Source organism: Mycobacterium sp. HM-7, from assembly GCF_053852335.1.
In genome coordinates, this window is the sequence record NZ_CM132657.1 from 4,897,748 (window position 1) to 4,911,709 (window position 13,962).

The window sequence follows — 13,962 nt, forward strand, 5'->3', positions numbered from 1 at the left end:
GAACCGCTGCGAGGAACTCTAGTGCCGGTCAGTCGGCAAGGACGTCCAACAGGACGAACGAGAAATTGTCGGCGGCGCCGTTGGCCCGCGCCGTCCCGATGATGATGGCCGAACCGTCGCCCCGGTCGTTGCACGCCGTGGCCGCCTGCAGGTCGTGATGCTCCATCTGACCGTGCACACCGTCGGAGCACATCAGGTAGCTGCCGGGCTGCAGCGGCGTCGCGGAGAGGTGCGCGGCGATGGGCACGCCCTGGCCGAGCGACTGGGTGATGATGTTCGTCGGACGGCCCGCGGCGTCGAGCACGGCGTCGTCGACCGACACCTGGGTCAGCGACTCCCCGGCGACCGAATACACCCGGCTGTCCCCGACGTTGAAGACGATCACCTCGTCGGCGGTCAGACAGACACCCGCGATGGTGGTACCCATCCCGGCGAGCTCGGTGTCGCGGCCCATGTCGTACAGCCAGTCACTGACGTACGACAGCGACGACGTGATGTCGTCGCCACCGGTCCAGCCCGGCGACATGGTCGCGATCATGCTGAGCGCCGTCCGGCTCGCGACGTCGCCACCGACGTGCCCGCCCATGCCGTCGCACACCGCGCACACGAACGGGGACCCGGGCTGCATCCGCATGTCCACCAGGACACCGTTGTGCATCTGGCTGACCCAGCCGCCGACCATCACGGCATCTTCGTTGCGCTTCCGACGTAGTCCGGTGTCGGTGAATGCGCGCACGTTCACCCGCACGACAGGCCACCCCTCATCGTGTTCCCCTCCATCGCGGATGATCCTGCCATCTTTCCTGCAACTACCACGCGCCGACACCTCTTCTCACGGCAAAAACAAAGCGCCGCCCACCCGAAGGTGAGCGGCGCTCCGCTGGAAAAACTAGATCACTTGATGATCTTGGTAACGCGACCCGCGCCGACGGTACGACCGCCCTCACGGATGGCGAAACGCAGACCCTCGTCCATGGCGACCGGCTGGATCAGCACGACGGAGATGTCGGTGTTGTCACCGGGCATAACCATCTCGGTGCCCTCGGGCAGGGTAACCACGCCGGTCACGTCCGTGGTACGGAAGTAGAACTGCGGGCGGTAGTTGTTGAAGAACGGCGTGTGGCGGCCGCCCTCGTCCTTGGACAGGATGTAGACGCTGCCCTCGAACTCGGTGTGCGGGGTGGTGGTGCCGGGCTTGACGACGACCTGGCCACGCTCGACCTCTTCGCGCTTGATACCACGAACCAGCAGACCGACGTTGTCGCCGGCCTGGCCCTGGTCGAGCAGCTTGCGGAACATCTCGACGCCGGTGACGGTGGTCTTGGTGACGGTCGGCTTGATACCGACGATCTCGACCTCTTCGTTGACGTTGATCACGCCACGCTCCACACGACCGGTGACAACGGTGCCACGGCCGGTGATGGTGAAGACGTCCTCAACGGGCATCAGGAAGGGCTTGTCGGTCTCGCGAACCGGGTCCGGGATGGACTCGTCGACGGCCTCCATGAGCTCCTCGACCGACTTCACCCAGGTGGCGTCGCCCTCGAGCGCCTTCAGCGCCGAGACGCGGACCACGGGGGCGTCCTCGTCGAAGTCCTGCGCGGCCAGCAGTTCGCGGACCTCGAGCTCGACGAGCTCCAGGAGCTCCTCGTCCTCGACCATGTCGGACTTGTTCAGTGCGACCAGGATGTAGGGCACGCCGACCTGGCGGGCGAGCAGCACGTGCTCACGGGTCTGCGGCATCGGGCCGTCGGTGGCGGCGACCACGAGGATAGCGCCGTCCATCTGGGCAGCACCGGTGATCATGTTCTTGATGTAGTCAGCGTGACCGGGGGCGTCCACGTGGGCGTAGTGGCGCTTGTCGGTCTGGTACTCAACATGCGAGATGTTGATGGTGATACCGCGCTGACGCTCTTCGGGCGCGTTGTCGATCTGGTCGAACGCACGCGACTCGTTCAGGTCCGGGTACTTGTCGTGCAGAACCTTGGTGATTGCTGCAGTCAGCGTGGTCTTGCCGTGGTCAACGTGACCGATGGTCCCGATGTTGACGTGCGGCTTCGTCCGCTCGAACTTCGCCTTCGCCACTGTGGTGTCCTCCTGGACTTGTTGGTGCTTTTACTCAAAGCAGATGTTGATGTGTTCAGTTGTGGTTTTGCTGGACCAACGACCTACTGGCCGGTGGCCTTCGCGATGATCTCCTTCGACACGTTCGCCGGAACTTCTGCGTACGAGTCGAACACCATGGAGTAGTTTGCCCGGCCCTGGGTCTTCGACCGGAGGTCGCCGACGTAGCCGAACATTTCGGACAGCGGAACCTGTGCCTTGACGACACGCGCACCGCTGCGCTCCTCCATGGCCTGGATCTGGCCACGGCGGGAGTTCAGGTCGCCGATCACGTCGCCCATGTAATCCTCGGGCGTGGTGACCTCGACGGCCATGATCGGTTCGAGGATGACCGGCTGCGCAGCCTGCGCAGCCTTCTTCAGCGCCTGCGAACCGGCGACCTTGAAGGCCATTTCCGACGAGTCGACGTCGTGGTAGGCACCGTCGAGCAGCGTCAGCTTCAGGTTCACCAGCGGGTAGCCCGCCAGGATGCCGTACTGCATGGCGTCCTGCGCACCGGCATCCACCGACGGGATGTACTCGCGCGGGACGCGGCCACCGGTGACCTTGTTCTCGAATTCGTAGGTCGCACCGTCTTCGCCGATGAAGGGCTCGATGCTGATGATGACCTTCGCGAACTGGCCCGAACCACCGGTCTGCTTCTTGTGGGTGTACTCCACGTTCTGCACGGCCTTGCGGATGGTCTCGCGGTAGGCGACCTGCGGCTTGCCGACGTTGGCCTCGACCTTGAACTCGCGACGCATGCGGTCCACCAGGATGTCCAGGTGGAGCTCGCCCATACCGCCGATGACGGTCTGGCCGGTCTCCTGGTCCAGGTGCACCTTGAAGGTCGGGTCTTCTTCGGCGAGCTTCTGGATCGCCGTACCCAGCTTCTCCTGGTCGCTCTTGGTCTTGGGCTCGATGGCCACCTCGATAACCGGGTCCGGGAAGGTCATGGACTCCAGGACGATCTGGTTGCTCGGGTCGCACAGGGTGTCACCGGTGGTGGTGTCCTTGAGGCCGATGACCGCGTAGATGTGACCGGCGGCAGCCGAATCGACCGGGTTCTCCTTGTTGGAGTGCATCTGGAACAGCTTGCCCAGACGCTCCTTCTTGCCCTTGGTCGAGTTGATGACCTGAGCACCGGAGTCGACCTTGCCCGAGTAGACGCGGACGTAGGTCAGCTTGCCGAAGAACGGGTGCGTCGCAACCTTGAACGCCAGGCCCGAGAACGGCTCGTCGGCCGACGGCTTGCGCGAGATGATCTCGTCTTCCTTGCCCGGGACGTGGCCTTCGGCGGCCGCGACGTCCAGCGGGGTCGGCAGGTAGTCGATGACCGCGTCGAGCATGGGCTGAACGCCCTTGTTCTTGAACGCGGAACCACACAGCACCGGGTAGGCGGCGCTGGTGACGGTCAGCTTGCGCAGGCCGGCCTTGATCTCGTCGACGGTCAGCTCTTCGCCGCCCAGGTACTTCTCCATGAGCTCGTCGTCGGTCTCGGCGACGGCCTCGATCATGGCGGTGCGGTACTCCTCGGCCTTCTCCTGAAGGTCGGCGGGAATCTCGACGACGTCGTACTTCTCACCGAGCTTGGTCTCGCCGCGCCACACCTTGGCGTTCATCTCGACCAGGTCGACGATGCCCTCGAAGTCGCCTTCGGAGCCGATCGGCAGCTGGATCGGGATGACGTTCGCGCCCAGGCGGTCCTTCATGGTCTGGACCGAGAAGTAGAAGTCGGCGCCCAGCTTGTCCATCTTGTTGACGAAACAGATGCGCGGCACGTCGTACTTGTCGGCCTGACGCCACACCTGCTCGGACTGCGGCTCCACGCCTTCTTTGCCGTCGAACACGGCAACGGCACCGTCGAGCACGCGCAGCGAACGCTCCACCTCGACGGTGAAGTCGACGTGGCCCGGGGTGTCGATGATGTTGATCTGGTTGTCGTTCCAGAAGCAGGTGGTGGCAGCGGACGTGATGGTGATACCACGCTCCTGCTCCTGCTCCATCCAGTCCATCGTGGCGGCGCCGTCGTGGACCTCACCGATCTTGTACGAGATACCGGTGTAGAAGAGGATGCGCTCGGTCGTCGTCGTCTTGCCGGCGTCGATGTGCGCCATGATGCCGATGTTGCGGACCTTGTTCAGGTCGGTCAGCACGTCCTGTGCCACGGCTAGATTCCCACTCTTTCAGTTGCTTTAAGTAAATCCGCGTCGCCCGGAGGGCGGTCAGTTGTGAATCAGATGCGCCGGCCGCCGGCATTGGCGGCCGGCGATTGAGTCACCAGCGGTAGTGCGCGAAGGCCCGGTTCGCCTCGGCCATCTTGTGGGTGTCCTCGCGTCGCTTGACGGCGGCACCCAGGCCATTGCTGGCGTCCAGGATTTCGTTGGCCAGACGCTCGACCATGGTCTTCTCGCGGCGAGCCTTCGAGAAGCTGACCAGCCAGCGCAGCGCCAGGGTGGTCGAGCGGTCCGGACGGACCTCGACCGGCACCTGGTAGGTCGCGCCACCGACACGGCGGCTGCGGACCTCGAGGGACGGCTTGACGTTGTCCATGGCGCGCTTCAGCGTCACGACGGGGTCGGTGCCGGTCTTCTCACGAGCCTGCTCCAGGGCGCCGTACACGATGCGCTCGGCCAGCGACTTCTTGCCGTCCAGCAGCACCTTGTTGACGAGCTGGGTAACCAGCTGCGAACCGTAGACCGGGTCGTTGACCAGCGGCCGCTTCGGCGCGGGGCCCTTGCGTGGCATTAGCTCTTCTCCTTCTTGGCGCCGTAACGGCTGCGTGCCTGCTTGCGGTTCTTCACACCCTGGGTGTCCAGCGAGCCGCGGATGATCTTGTAACGCACACCGGGGAGGTCCTTCACACGACCGCCACGCACGAGCACCATCGAGTGCTCCTGCAGGTTGTGGCCTTCACCCGGGATGTAGGCCGTGACCTCAACCTGGCTCGTCAGCTTCACGCGGGCGACCTTGCGCAGAGCCGAGTTCGGCTTCTTGGGGGTGGTGGTGTACACGCGGGTGCACACACCACGGCGCTGCGGACTGCCCTTGAGTGCCGCGGTCTTGACCTTGGTGGTCTTGTCGTGGCGACCCTTGCGGACCAGCTGGTTGATGGTTGGCATCTATCGGCTTTCTCTATTGCGTGTCGTACTGCGGTTTAAGTCTCTGTACTGCGGTTTCCGCCTGATCGCGTACCCGCGTCCGGGCGTGTCGCACGAGGCCAGGTACAGACCTTGCGGTGCACCACGGACATGCGAATTGGCCCGGCGTGCAGGCTTGCCCGCAAACACAATGAATGCAAGCGCCCAGTCGGCCAGGCACGAACCACCACGATACCAGTACGGACCGCCACGATCCAAACCCGCCAGGAGGACTCAAACCGCAGGTCAGAGCCGTGCAGCCGGGAGCGTGATCAACACCTTACAGCTGGCGGGACGTCCGTCGGCCCATCAGGAGGACTCCGAGAATGACCGCGAAGATCACCACCACCCCGCCACCGAGGACCGCGATTCGTGGTACCGACCAGAACGCCGGAGCGAGCTGACCAGTGTGCGCCGACCGGACGGAAACCGGCAACGGTAGCGGCCCGCCGGCCACCACCGCGGCGAACGACTTCGCCGAATCAGAGGTGAACTGCCCATGGATCTGGGTGCGCCCGGTCGTGATGGGCTCCAGCAGGGCCGGCGCACTGACCACCTGCGTGTCGACGGTGAAGGCGGTCCGGGCGCCGGTGTTCGCCGCGGTGAACGTCGACCAGACATCGGCGGCCTTGTCGTCGAAGGTCACGAAGACGACATAGTCGCCGCGCTGCCCACCCTGCCGGGCCGAGGCGTCTTTGATCTGGTCGCCGCTGATGATCGACTTGTCCAGCAGATACACCTGCTTGTGGTCGTCGGAGCATGTGATGAGCGGCAGATTCGGGTCGTCGTGGTCGGCGAGCTGGTCCGGCTGATCGCAGCGGGTCGCCTGGAACTGCAGCGCCAACAGCTGAATCTGCGGTTGCGCACTCTGCCGCAGCGCCTTTTCATCGGCGATGCGCTGGCTGGCGGCCACCTGCGGGGCCGGTGGGGTCTGCGACGGGTGCGATGGGTCCGTCGCGTCGAGCTTCGCCGGGATCACGTGGATGACCGGCCGGATATAGAGGCGGCCGACGGCGGTGACGCCCTTCAGCTGCGCTTCGGTCACGTCGGTGGCGCTGACCTCGAGGGCGCTCCCGTCGAGCCGGACGGCGACGTCGTGTCCGCCCAGGTGACCGATCCGCGATGCGACGACCTTGCGTGTCTGCGCGAGGGCGTCCGGCGTCGTACCGGGCGGTGCCTGGATCTCGAGCGAGGCCTGGATCGTCGGGCGGGGCTTGCCCGGGCGCCAGATGTCCCTGGTGGCGAAGACCGTCGCGCCATAACTCAGCAGTAGAACCGCCAGCACCAGGCCGACGAGCCAGCGGGGCACCCGGGACGGCGCGGGCTCGGGCCGCGGCGGCGGCCAGGTAATCGGTATGCCCGGCGGCGGTTGGGGTGGCTGCCAGCCGGTGTGGTCGTCAGACATCAAGCCTCCCCGATCAGGCCGAGTCGCGCTCGTTCATCCCCCGCGCCAGTCGAACCACCATGTCGGTGAACACCGCGTCGGTGTCGACGCCGTCCATCACGCCCGTCATCTCCAGCAACACGAAACCATGCAGGGCCGACCAGAACTCCAGCGCCGCGTAGAAAGCGTTCTCACCGTCGAGCCCGTACGACGCCAGGACCGCGATCACCGGGCCGGCCGCCGCGTGCGTCGCCGCGGTGTACTCGGGATCGTCGCCGCCCAGCGGCATCCGCGTGAATGCGGAGTACCGGCCCGGATGATGATGGGCGTAGCTGCGATAGGCACTGGCCATCGCCATCACCGCATCGTCCCGGCTGCGGCCCTCGCCGACGGTGTTGAGCATGCCGATGATGTCGTCGATGACGCGCATCCGGACGGTGCGGCGCAGGTCGTCGAGACTCTGCACGTGGTTGTACAGGGATGGACCCTTGGTGCCGAGCTGGTTGGCCAGCGCATTGATGGTCAGCGAATCCCAGCCCTCGCGGTCGAGGAACGTCAGGGCCGCGCCGACGATAGAGTCCCGGCTGAGCTTGGTGGTGCGCGCAGTGGTCCGCGACCGCGCCGGCGCAGCCGGTCGGGCATCCCCAACCGCTTGCGACTCTGGCCGAGGTGCCATCTGCTCGATCCTCCGGTGTTCTGTTGGGGTTCCATCGACCGCGGCGCGGTCAGTTAACTAATGACTCTAACCTCTAGACGCTGCACATACGTCGCCATTTGGGCGAATCTTGTAACCGCGTCTCACGGCAAGTCCCACAGAACGGACCAACCTACTCCGCAGCACCTGCCCCGCAACGTAGGCTCCCAGATACCGCACCGCGGTGCACGTCATCGCCAGCCCAGAACGAAGGGAACCATCGTGAGTCGCAAAGCATGGGGAACCGCATTGGTTGCCGGACTGCTCACGGTCCCGCTCGCCGTCGGCGCACCCCACGCCGCCGCGGTCAACGGCGACACCCACATCGTCGGCACCGGCCTCACGCAGACCATCGACTGCCACGACGGCACCCTGTTCGTCAACGGGAGCGGCAATACCATCACCGCTTTCGGCTCCTGCTGGGCGGTGACCGTCCAGGGCTCGTCCAACACCGTCATCGCCGACACGATCGTCAATGACGTCACCGCCTACGGCTTCAATCAGACGGTCATATTCCACAATGGAGATCCGGCACTCATCGACATCGGTCACCAGCTGGGATTGGGCAACCGGCTCAATAAGATCCCCTGACCGGGTCCCGCATCAGGTGCCGGTAACGCCGACAGGGAGGGACACCGTATGAACCCCAACCGAATCGTGACGGCGGCGGGCGTCGTCGCCGCCACCGCTCTGGTGCTGACCGGCTGCGGATCGCAGGACAGCCAGCCCGGCAGCAGCAGTTCGAGCGCCGCGGGCTCGCCAGGAACCTCGGCGCTGCCGACGACGGCCCAGGTCGAGGTCGGCAACACCATCAACTACAGCGCGGTGGGCACCACCCGTGAAATCGATTGCGGCAACGGCAAATCGCTGACCGTGGGCGGCGCCAACAACACCCTGACCGTCAAGGGCACCTGCGCCAAGGCGAACATCGGGGGCACCGACAACAAGGTCACCTTCGCCAAGGTCGACCAGGAGCTCGACGTCGTCGGCATGCACGCCACCGTCACCTACAAGGACGGGTCGCCGAAAATCACCAACACCGGGACCGGCAACACCGTCACCAAGGGTTAGCTCTCACGCCTTCGCCCCGTGCCGGCCCGCGCCCCCGGCGAACCGCTGTGCGCCCGCGATCGACTCCTCCGCCACCCGCACCAGGCTGGCGAACTCGAATTCCATTGCGGATTCCTCGGATTCGCCCCATTGACGCAGCGCGGACATCCGGTCGGCGCGCAGACACAACTGCGGCAACGCGGCCAGCTGGTGGGCCAGTTCTTCGGCCTTCTCGCGGGCCTGCCCGTGCGGCACGACCCGGTTGGCCAGGCCGATGTGCAGCGCCTCGGCGGCGTCGACCGCCCGGCCGGTGAGGATCAGATCCATGGCACGGCTGTGCCCGATCAGACGGGGCAACCGGACCGTGCCGCCGTCGATGAGCGGGACACCCCAACGCCGGCAGAAGACACCGAAGGTGGCGTCCTCCTCGACGACGCGCAGGTCGCACCACACCGCCAGCTCCAGTCCGCCGGCGACGGCGTAACCGCTGACCGCGGCGATCACCGGCTTGGACAGCATCATCCGGCTCGGGCCCATCGGTCCCGGCCCGGTCCGATGCGTCTGATTCATCTCCGGGGTGCCGAATGCCTTGAGATCGGCACCCGCACAGAAGGTTCCGTGGTCGCCCCACAGCACCGCGACGGCCGCGGAGTCGTCGCGGTCGAACTCGTCGAACGCCTGGTACAGCGCTGCCGCCGTCGGCCCGTTGACGGCGTTGCGGGCACCGGGCCGGTCGATGATGACCGTCGTCACCGGTCCGTTCTTCTCCACGCGCACGGGTTCGGTCATGGTGCCTCCATCGGTTCATCGCGCCGCGCTACCAGTTCGGCGGCGAAGTCTGCATAGGCCTGCCGCAACCGCTCGCCGGGCCAGTCGCCCGGGAGCAGATCGGCAGGCAGTACGGGGTCGGACAACAGGTGCCGGACGATCGCGGCCGCGGCTACGAAGCGGCCGGGAACGTCTGTGGCCGAGTCGATTTCGTCGAGCAGCCGCCGAGCGGTCGCGATCCAGGCGGGCAGATCCCACAGGACGGCGGCCAGGCCCGCCGGATCGTCGTCGCGGCTGGTCAGGATCCGGGCGTTCGCGGTGATCTCTTCGGGCAGTTCACCGGCAAGATTGGCCGGACGTAGCCACAGGCCCTCGCGCAGCTCGCCGAACCTGTGCTGCAACAGGTCGTTTCGCAGGTCGGCCCGGGTCCGGGCATCGGCCCCGATGGTGGTGATGACGACCGTCATCCAGTCGCCGCGCCAGGGCCGGGTCTTCGGGTCGATGGCGGCGTCCTGCCGTCGTTGCCGCGCCAGCAGACGGTCGGCGAGCCGGTAGCCGTCGGCCGAACGCACCAGGTCGCCGGCGCTGACCATTCTGGTCAGCGCCACCCGCAGCGTCTGTTCCTTGATGTCGAAATCCGAAGTGAGCCGGACCAACTCGGCCGCCGAAGCCCACGCCGGGTGGGCACCCAGCAGCACGCTGAGCACCACCGACCGGGCGGTCATCCGCTTCAGGTCAGCCACAGTGGTCAGACCCCGGAGGCAACCCGGCCTGCATCCCCGAACGGATCGTCGCGATGGCGCACCGCCTGCCGGAAGCCGTGCTCGACGGCGTCGGCGACGAACGCGTGACCTTCGGGCGTGTGCCGGGCGATGCCGTCGAACACCGTGCTGACCATTCGGCTGGTTGAAACCCCCTGCTGCAGCAACGACGTGTTACAGGCCAACTTCGCCATGATCAGCTGGTTGACCGGCATGGCCGCGATGCGGGCGACGAGGCGCTCGGTCCGTTCGTCGAGGTCCTCGGGCTCGGGCGCCTCGACAGCCAGACCCCACTCGGCGGCCTGTGCACCGGTGATGCAATCCCCGGTGAACAGAAGACGTTTCGCGCGCTGGTCACCCAGCCGGTGGGCCCACAATCCGCCCGCGGGCACGCCCCACACGCGCATGGGCGGGTAGCCGATCTTGGCATCGGAGGCCGCGATCACCTGGTCGGCGTGCAGCGCGATGTCGGTACCGCCGGCCACGCAGTAGCCGTGGATCTTCACGACCGTCGGCTTGTCGCAGTGCATCAGGCTCGAGAAGCCACGGACGAAGCGACTCATCATCTGATAGTCGATCATCGGGTCCCAGGGCTGATTCGGCAGATGGTTGACGGCCTGGGTCTTGCCGTCGAGCACGGTGCCCTGGTGCTCCGCGCCGCCGGCCGCTCCCGTGCCGTCCGCGTAGGCGCTCAAATCGAAACCGGCACAGAACCCTTCGCCCCGGCCGGACACGAGGATGACGTGCACGTTCGGGTCGAGGTCGGCCCGCTCGACGCACGCCGCCAATTCCAGCGGGGTGTCCGCGACGATCGAGTTGCCCTTTTCCGGACGGTTGAACGTGATCCGGGCGACGCGATCGGCGACCTCGTACGTCATCGTCTTCAGGTTGTCGAAATCCACAAACTCACCTTTCCAAGAGCTGGAGGCACCCCAGCCCTGAAGTAGAAAACTCAGCCCTTGACGAGGGCGCGTTCGATGATCGGGGCCAGGTCCAGGCCCGTCGGCAGCGTGCCGAAGGCACCACCCCACTGGTGGTCGAGGCGGCTGACGAGGAATGCCTCGGCGACGGCCGGGTGCCCGTGCCGCACCATCAGCGCGCCCTGCAGGGCCAGCGAAATGTCTTCGGCCACCTTGCGACCCCGGTATTCGAGGGTCTGCAGATCGGTGAGTTGCGCCTTGAGCGCGGCGACGTGCGCGTCCAGGCGGGGGTCCTGCGCCTGCGTTTGTGCCAGTTCGTCGAACAGCACCTCGACGCATTCGGGCTTGGTCGCCATGGCGCGCAGCGTGTCGAGCGCGCTGACGTTGCCCGAGCCTTCCCAGATGCCCATCAACGGTGCCTCGCGGTAGAGCCGCGGCATACCGGACTCCTCGGCGTAGCCGTTGCCGCCGAAGCACTCCATGGCCTCCGCGGCATGCGGAGTCGCACGCTTGCACACCCAATACTTCGCCGCCGCCAAACCGATTCGGCGGAAGAGGCTTTCCCGGTCGTCGCCGCGGACGGCCCGGTCCGTGGCGCCGGCCATGCGCATTGCCAGCATGGTCGCGGCCTCTGCTTCGACGGCCATGTCGGCGAGCACGTTGCGCATCAGCGGCTGGTCGATCAGGTAGGCGCCGAACGCCTTGCGGTGCTGAGCGTGGTGCACGGCCTGGGTCAGCCCGGTGCGCATGCTGGTGGCGCTGCCCAGCGTGCAGTCCAGGCGGGTGAGGTTGACCATCTCGATGATGGTCGGGACACCGCGGCCCTCCTCGCCCACCAGCCAGACCGTCGCGCCGTCGTACTCGATCTCGCTGGAGGCGTTGGCGTGGTTGCCGAGCTTGTCCTTGAGCCGCTGGATGAACATGCGGTTGCGGGTGCCGTCGGGCAGGACCCGGGGCAGGAAGAAGCACGACAACCCGCCGGGTGCCTGCGCCAGGACGAGGAACATGTCACCCATGGGCGCCGAGGTGAACCATTTGTGCCCGCGCAGTGAGTAGGTGCCGTCGCCGTTGGGGGTGGCCTGGGTGGTGCCGGCGCGCACGTCGGAGCCGCCCTGCTTCTCGGTCATGGACATGCCCGCGGTGATACCTGCTTTGGTGGCAGGCACTTTCAGCTCGGGGTCGTACACCCGGCTGGTCAGCAGCGGCTCGTAGACCTTGGACAGTTCGGGGTTGAACCGCAGCGCAGGGACGACCGCGTAGGTCATCGAGATCGGGCAGACGTGCCCGGGCTCGGGGGCCCAGGCCGACATCTTCGCCGCGCGGACGACGTGGGCGCCGGGACGGTCGTCGGCCCACGGCGCACCGTGCAGGCCGTGCGTCACCGCGGCGTTCATCAACTGGTGGTAGGCGGGGTCGTATTCGACCTCGTCGACGCGGTGCCCGTAGCGGTCGTGGGTGTGCAGGATCGGGACGTTGCGGTCCGCGAGTTCACCCCAGCGCTGCGCGACCGGGCTGCCGCCGAGCGCACCGACCTCGTGGACCTCGTCGACGCCCCACTCGCCGCCTTCACGGATCAGCGCCTCGGCGAGCGCCGGGAAGGTGGCGGGGTTGTAGTTCTCCAGCGGCGGAACCTGATTGGTGACGACATGCGTATCAGCCATGTCCCCACTATTACACTTTTCCGACAGTCGCACAAGAACTGTATATATCTCCTAGTGACGCACCACGACCTCGGTGGCGCGATCGCCGCGGTGCACGAAGTACCCCAGCGTCACGATGACGAACCAGATGGCACCCACCAGGATCGCGGTCCGGCCGTCGTCGGTGAAGAACAGCAGCACGACCACGAGCACCAGGAACCCGAGCGCCAAGACGTTGGTCACCGGCGCCCCCGGCAGGCGGTAATCCGACGCCGGCAACACTCCCTCGGCGACCCGCCGACGGTAGATCAGGTGCGCCACCAGGATCGAGCCCCACACGAAGATGATGCCGATGGTCGACACCGAGGTGATGTACGCGAACGCCTTGTCCGGTGACAGATAGTTCACCAGGACACCGACACCCATGGTCAGGACCGAGAAGCAGATGGCGAGCATCGGCACGTGCCGGCTGCTCAGCGACTGCAGTCCGGCGGGCGCGTCACCGCGCTGGGCCAGGCTGCGCACCATGCGGCCCGTCGAATAGATGCCCGAGTTGCACGACGACAGCGCCGCCGTCAGGAGGATGAAGTTCACGATGCCCGCGGCCGCAGGGATGTTCAGGTACTGGAACACGGCGACGAACGGGCTCTGGCCGGCGTGGTAGTTCCGCCAGCCCTGCACCGACAGGATCACGATCAGCGCGCCGACATAGAACAGGCCGATGCGGAAAGGCAGCGTGTTGATGGCCTTGCGCAGCGTCACCTTCGGGTTCTCGGCCTCGCCCGCCGTGACCCCGACCAGCTCGACGCCGACATAGGCGAACACCACGATCTGCAGGCTGAGCAGTGCCGAGCTGAACCCGGTCGGGAAGAAGCCGCCGTCGTTCCAGAGATTGGTCAGGCTCGGCCCGGTGGCCGGGCCGAAACCGGCGATCGGCAGCAGCACCCCGATGCCGATGAGGATCATGCCGATGATCGCGGTGACCTTGATCATCGAGAACCAGAACTCGGCCTCACCGAAGATCTTCACCGAGATCAGGTTCGCCACGAACAGCACCAGCAGGACGACAAGCGCCGTCACCCACTGCGGGATGTCGTGCCCCCACGGCCAGTACTGCACGTACTTGCCGGCGACGGTGATCTCGGCCATGCAGGTCGTGGCCCACACGGCCCAGTACGTCCAGCCGTTCGCGAACCCGGCGAACCGGCCCAGGAATTCTTCGGCGTACTCCGAGATGCTGCCCGACACCGGGCGGTACACCAGCAACTCACCGAGCGCCCGCATGATGACGAACACGGCCAGACCGGCCGTCAGGTACGCCAGGATCAGTGCCGGGCCGGCCTTCTCGATGGCGCCACCCGCGCCATAGAACAGGCCGGTGCCGATGGCGCCGCCGATCGCGATCATCTGCACAGTTCGTGCAGATAGACCGCGCTCGTAACCGGCGTCGGGTGTCTCTGCTACCTCAGTGTTGGCGTCTTGCACCCGAGGTGTCTATCACA

At 66.3% G+C, this 13,962-nt stretch carries 14 protein-coding genes; 2 read left to right on the top strand and 12 right to left on the bottom strand.

The window, feature by feature from the left end:
- Positions 1–28: 28 nt before the first annotated feature.
- The 7 genes from ACWW1C_RS23615 to ACWW1C_RS23645 all read right to left on the bottom strand — a co-directional run bounded on the left by ACWW1C_RS23615 (position 29) and on the right by ACWW1C_RS23645 (position 7,303).
- Complete coding sequence (locus ACWW1C_RS23615; RefSeq protein WP_455980524.1) at positions 29–748, bottom strand: PP2C family protein-serine/threonine phosphatase; 720 nt, start codon at positions 746–748, stop codon at positions 29–31.
- Between the two features lie 146 nt (positions 749–894).
- Positions 895–2,085: an elongation factor Tu gene (gene tuf, locus ACWW1C_RS23620; protein ID WP_166555597.1), complete on the bottom strand. Its 1,191-nt coding sequence runs from the start codon at positions 2,083–2,085 to the stop codon at positions 895–897.
- Between the two features lie 83 nt (positions 2,086–2,168).
- Positions 2,169–4,220: an elongation factor G gene (gene fusA, locus ACWW1C_RS23625; RefSeq protein ID WP_455984409.1), complete on the bottom strand. Its 2,052-nt coding sequence runs from the start codon at positions 4,218–4,220 to the stop codon at positions 2,169–2,171.
- A 160-nt stretch (positions 4,221–4,380) separates the two neighbouring features.
- Positions 4,381–4,851 (bottom strand): 30S ribosomal protein S7, encoded by a 471-nt coding sequence (gene rpsG, locus ACWW1C_RS23630; protein WP_020101372.1) that lies wholly within the window; start codon positions 4,849–4,851, stop codon positions 4,381–4,383.
- Complete coding sequence (gene rpsL, locus ACWW1C_RS23635) at positions 4,851–5,225, bottom strand: 30S ribosomal protein S12 (RefSeq protein WP_133759556.1); 375 nt, start codon at positions 5,223–5,225, stop codon at positions 4,851–4,853. The genes rpsG and rpsL overlap by 1 nt, the downstream gene beginning before the upstream one ends.
- Positions 5,226–5,523: 298 nt before the next feature.
- A complete protein-coding gene (locus ACWW1C_RS23640; protein ID WP_455980525.1) occupies positions 5,524–6,648 on the bottom strand; it encodes a SecDF P1 head subdomain-containing protein in 1,125 nt (374 codons plus the stop codon).
- Between the two features lie 13 nt (positions 6,649–6,661).
- A complete protein-coding gene (locus ACWW1C_RS23645; protein ID WP_455980526.1) occupies positions 6,662–7,303 on the bottom strand; it encodes a TetR/AcrR family transcriptional regulator in 642 nt (213 codons plus the stop codon).
- A 240-nt stretch (positions 7,304–7,543) separates the two neighbouring features.
- Between ACWW1C_RS23645 and ACWW1C_RS23650 the strand changes: the two genes are divergently transcribed.
- Together ACWW1C_RS23650 and ACWW1C_RS23655 are read left to right on the top strand one after the other, a co-directional pair.
- Positions 7,544–7,912, top strand: coding sequence for a DUF3060 domain-containing protein (locus tag ACWW1C_RS23650; RefSeq protein WP_455980527.1), 369 nt, complete (start codon positions 7,544–7,546; stop codon positions 7,910–7,912).
- Between the two features lie 48 nt (positions 7,913–7,960).
- Positions 7,961–8,392 (top strand): DUF3060 domain-containing protein, encoded by a 432-nt coding sequence (locus ACWW1C_RS23655; protein ID WP_455980528.1) that lies wholly within the window; start codon positions 7,961–7,963, stop codon positions 8,390–8,392.
- Positions 8,393–8,395: 3 nt separating this feature from the next.
- Here the strand turns inward: ACWW1C_RS23655 and ACWW1C_RS23660 are convergent, their stop codons facing one another.
- From ACWW1C_RS23660 to ACWW1C_RS23680, 5 genes are all read right to left on the bottom strand, one after another.
- Complete coding sequence (locus tag ACWW1C_RS23660) at positions 8,396–9,160, bottom strand: crotonase/enoyl-CoA hydratase family protein (RefSeq protein ID WP_455980529.1); 765 nt, start codon at positions 9,158–9,160, stop codon at positions 8,396–8,398.
- Positions 9,157–9,873, bottom strand: coding sequence for a PaaX family transcriptional regulator C-terminal domain-containing protein (locus ACWW1C_RS23665; RefSeq protein ID WP_455984410.1), 717 nt, complete (start codon positions 9,871–9,873; stop codon positions 9,157–9,159). Before ACWW1C_RS23665 ends, ACWW1C_RS23660 begins: the two co-directional genes overlap by 4 nt.
- 14 nt (positions 9,874–9,887) lie before the next feature.
- The gene (locus tag ACWW1C_RS23670; protein ID WP_455984411.1) at positions 9,888–10,778 is read right to left on the bottom strand and encodes a crotonase/enoyl-CoA hydratase family protein; all 891 of its coding nucleotides are present in this window, start codon (positions 10,776–10,778) and stop codon (positions 9,888–9,890) included.
- A 74-nt stretch (positions 10,779–10,852) separates the two neighbouring features.
- A complete protein-coding gene (locus ACWW1C_RS23675; protein WP_455980530.1) occupies positions 10,853–12,481 on the bottom strand; it encodes an acyl-CoA dehydrogenase family protein in 1,629 nt (542 codons plus the stop codon).
- A gap of 51 nt (positions 12,482–12,532) precedes the next feature.
- Positions 12,533–13,945, bottom strand: a complete 1,413-nt coding sequence (locus tag ACWW1C_RS23680) for an amino acid permease (protein ID WP_455980531.1) — start codon at positions 13,943–13,945, stop codon at positions 12,533–12,535.
- Positions 13,946–13,962 lie beyond the last annotated feature (17 nt).

Coding starts and splice junctions, on each gene's coding strand:
- ACWW1C_RS23645 (WP_455980526.1), bottom strand. CDS start 7,303: ATGGCACCTCGGCCAGAGTCGCAAGCGGTTGGGGATGCCCGACCGGCT.
- ACWW1C_RS23660 (WP_455980529.1), bottom strand. CDS start 9,160: ATGACCGAACCCGTGCGCGTGGAGAAGAACGGACCGGTGACGACGGTC.
- ACWW1C_RS23675 (WP_455980530.1), bottom strand. CDS start 12,481: ATGGCTGATACGCATGTCGTCACCAATCAGGTTCCGCCGCTGGAGAAC.
- rpsL (WP_133759556.1), bottom strand. CDS start 5,225: ATGCCAACCATCAACCAGCTGGTCCGCAAGGGTCGCCACGACAAGACC.
- fusA (WP_455984409.1), bottom strand. CDS start 4,220: ATGGCGCACATCGACGCCGGCAAGACGACGACGACCGAGCGCATCCTC.
- ACWW1C_RS23670 (WP_455984411.1), bottom strand. CDS start 10,778: ATGACGTACGAGGTCGCCGATCGCGTCGCCCGGATCACGTTCAACCGT.
- ACWW1C_RS23640 (WP_455980525.1), bottom strand. CDS start 6,648: ATGTCTGACGACCACACCGGCTGGCAGCCACCCCAACCGCCGCCGGGC.
- rpsG (WP_020101372.1), bottom strand. CDS start 4,851: ATGCCACGCAAGGGCCCCGCGCCGAAGCGGCCGCTGGTCAACGACCCG.
- ACWW1C_RS23655 (WP_455980528.1), top strand. CDS start 7,961: ATGAACCCCAACCGAATCGTGACGGCGGCGGGCGTCGTCGCCGCCACC.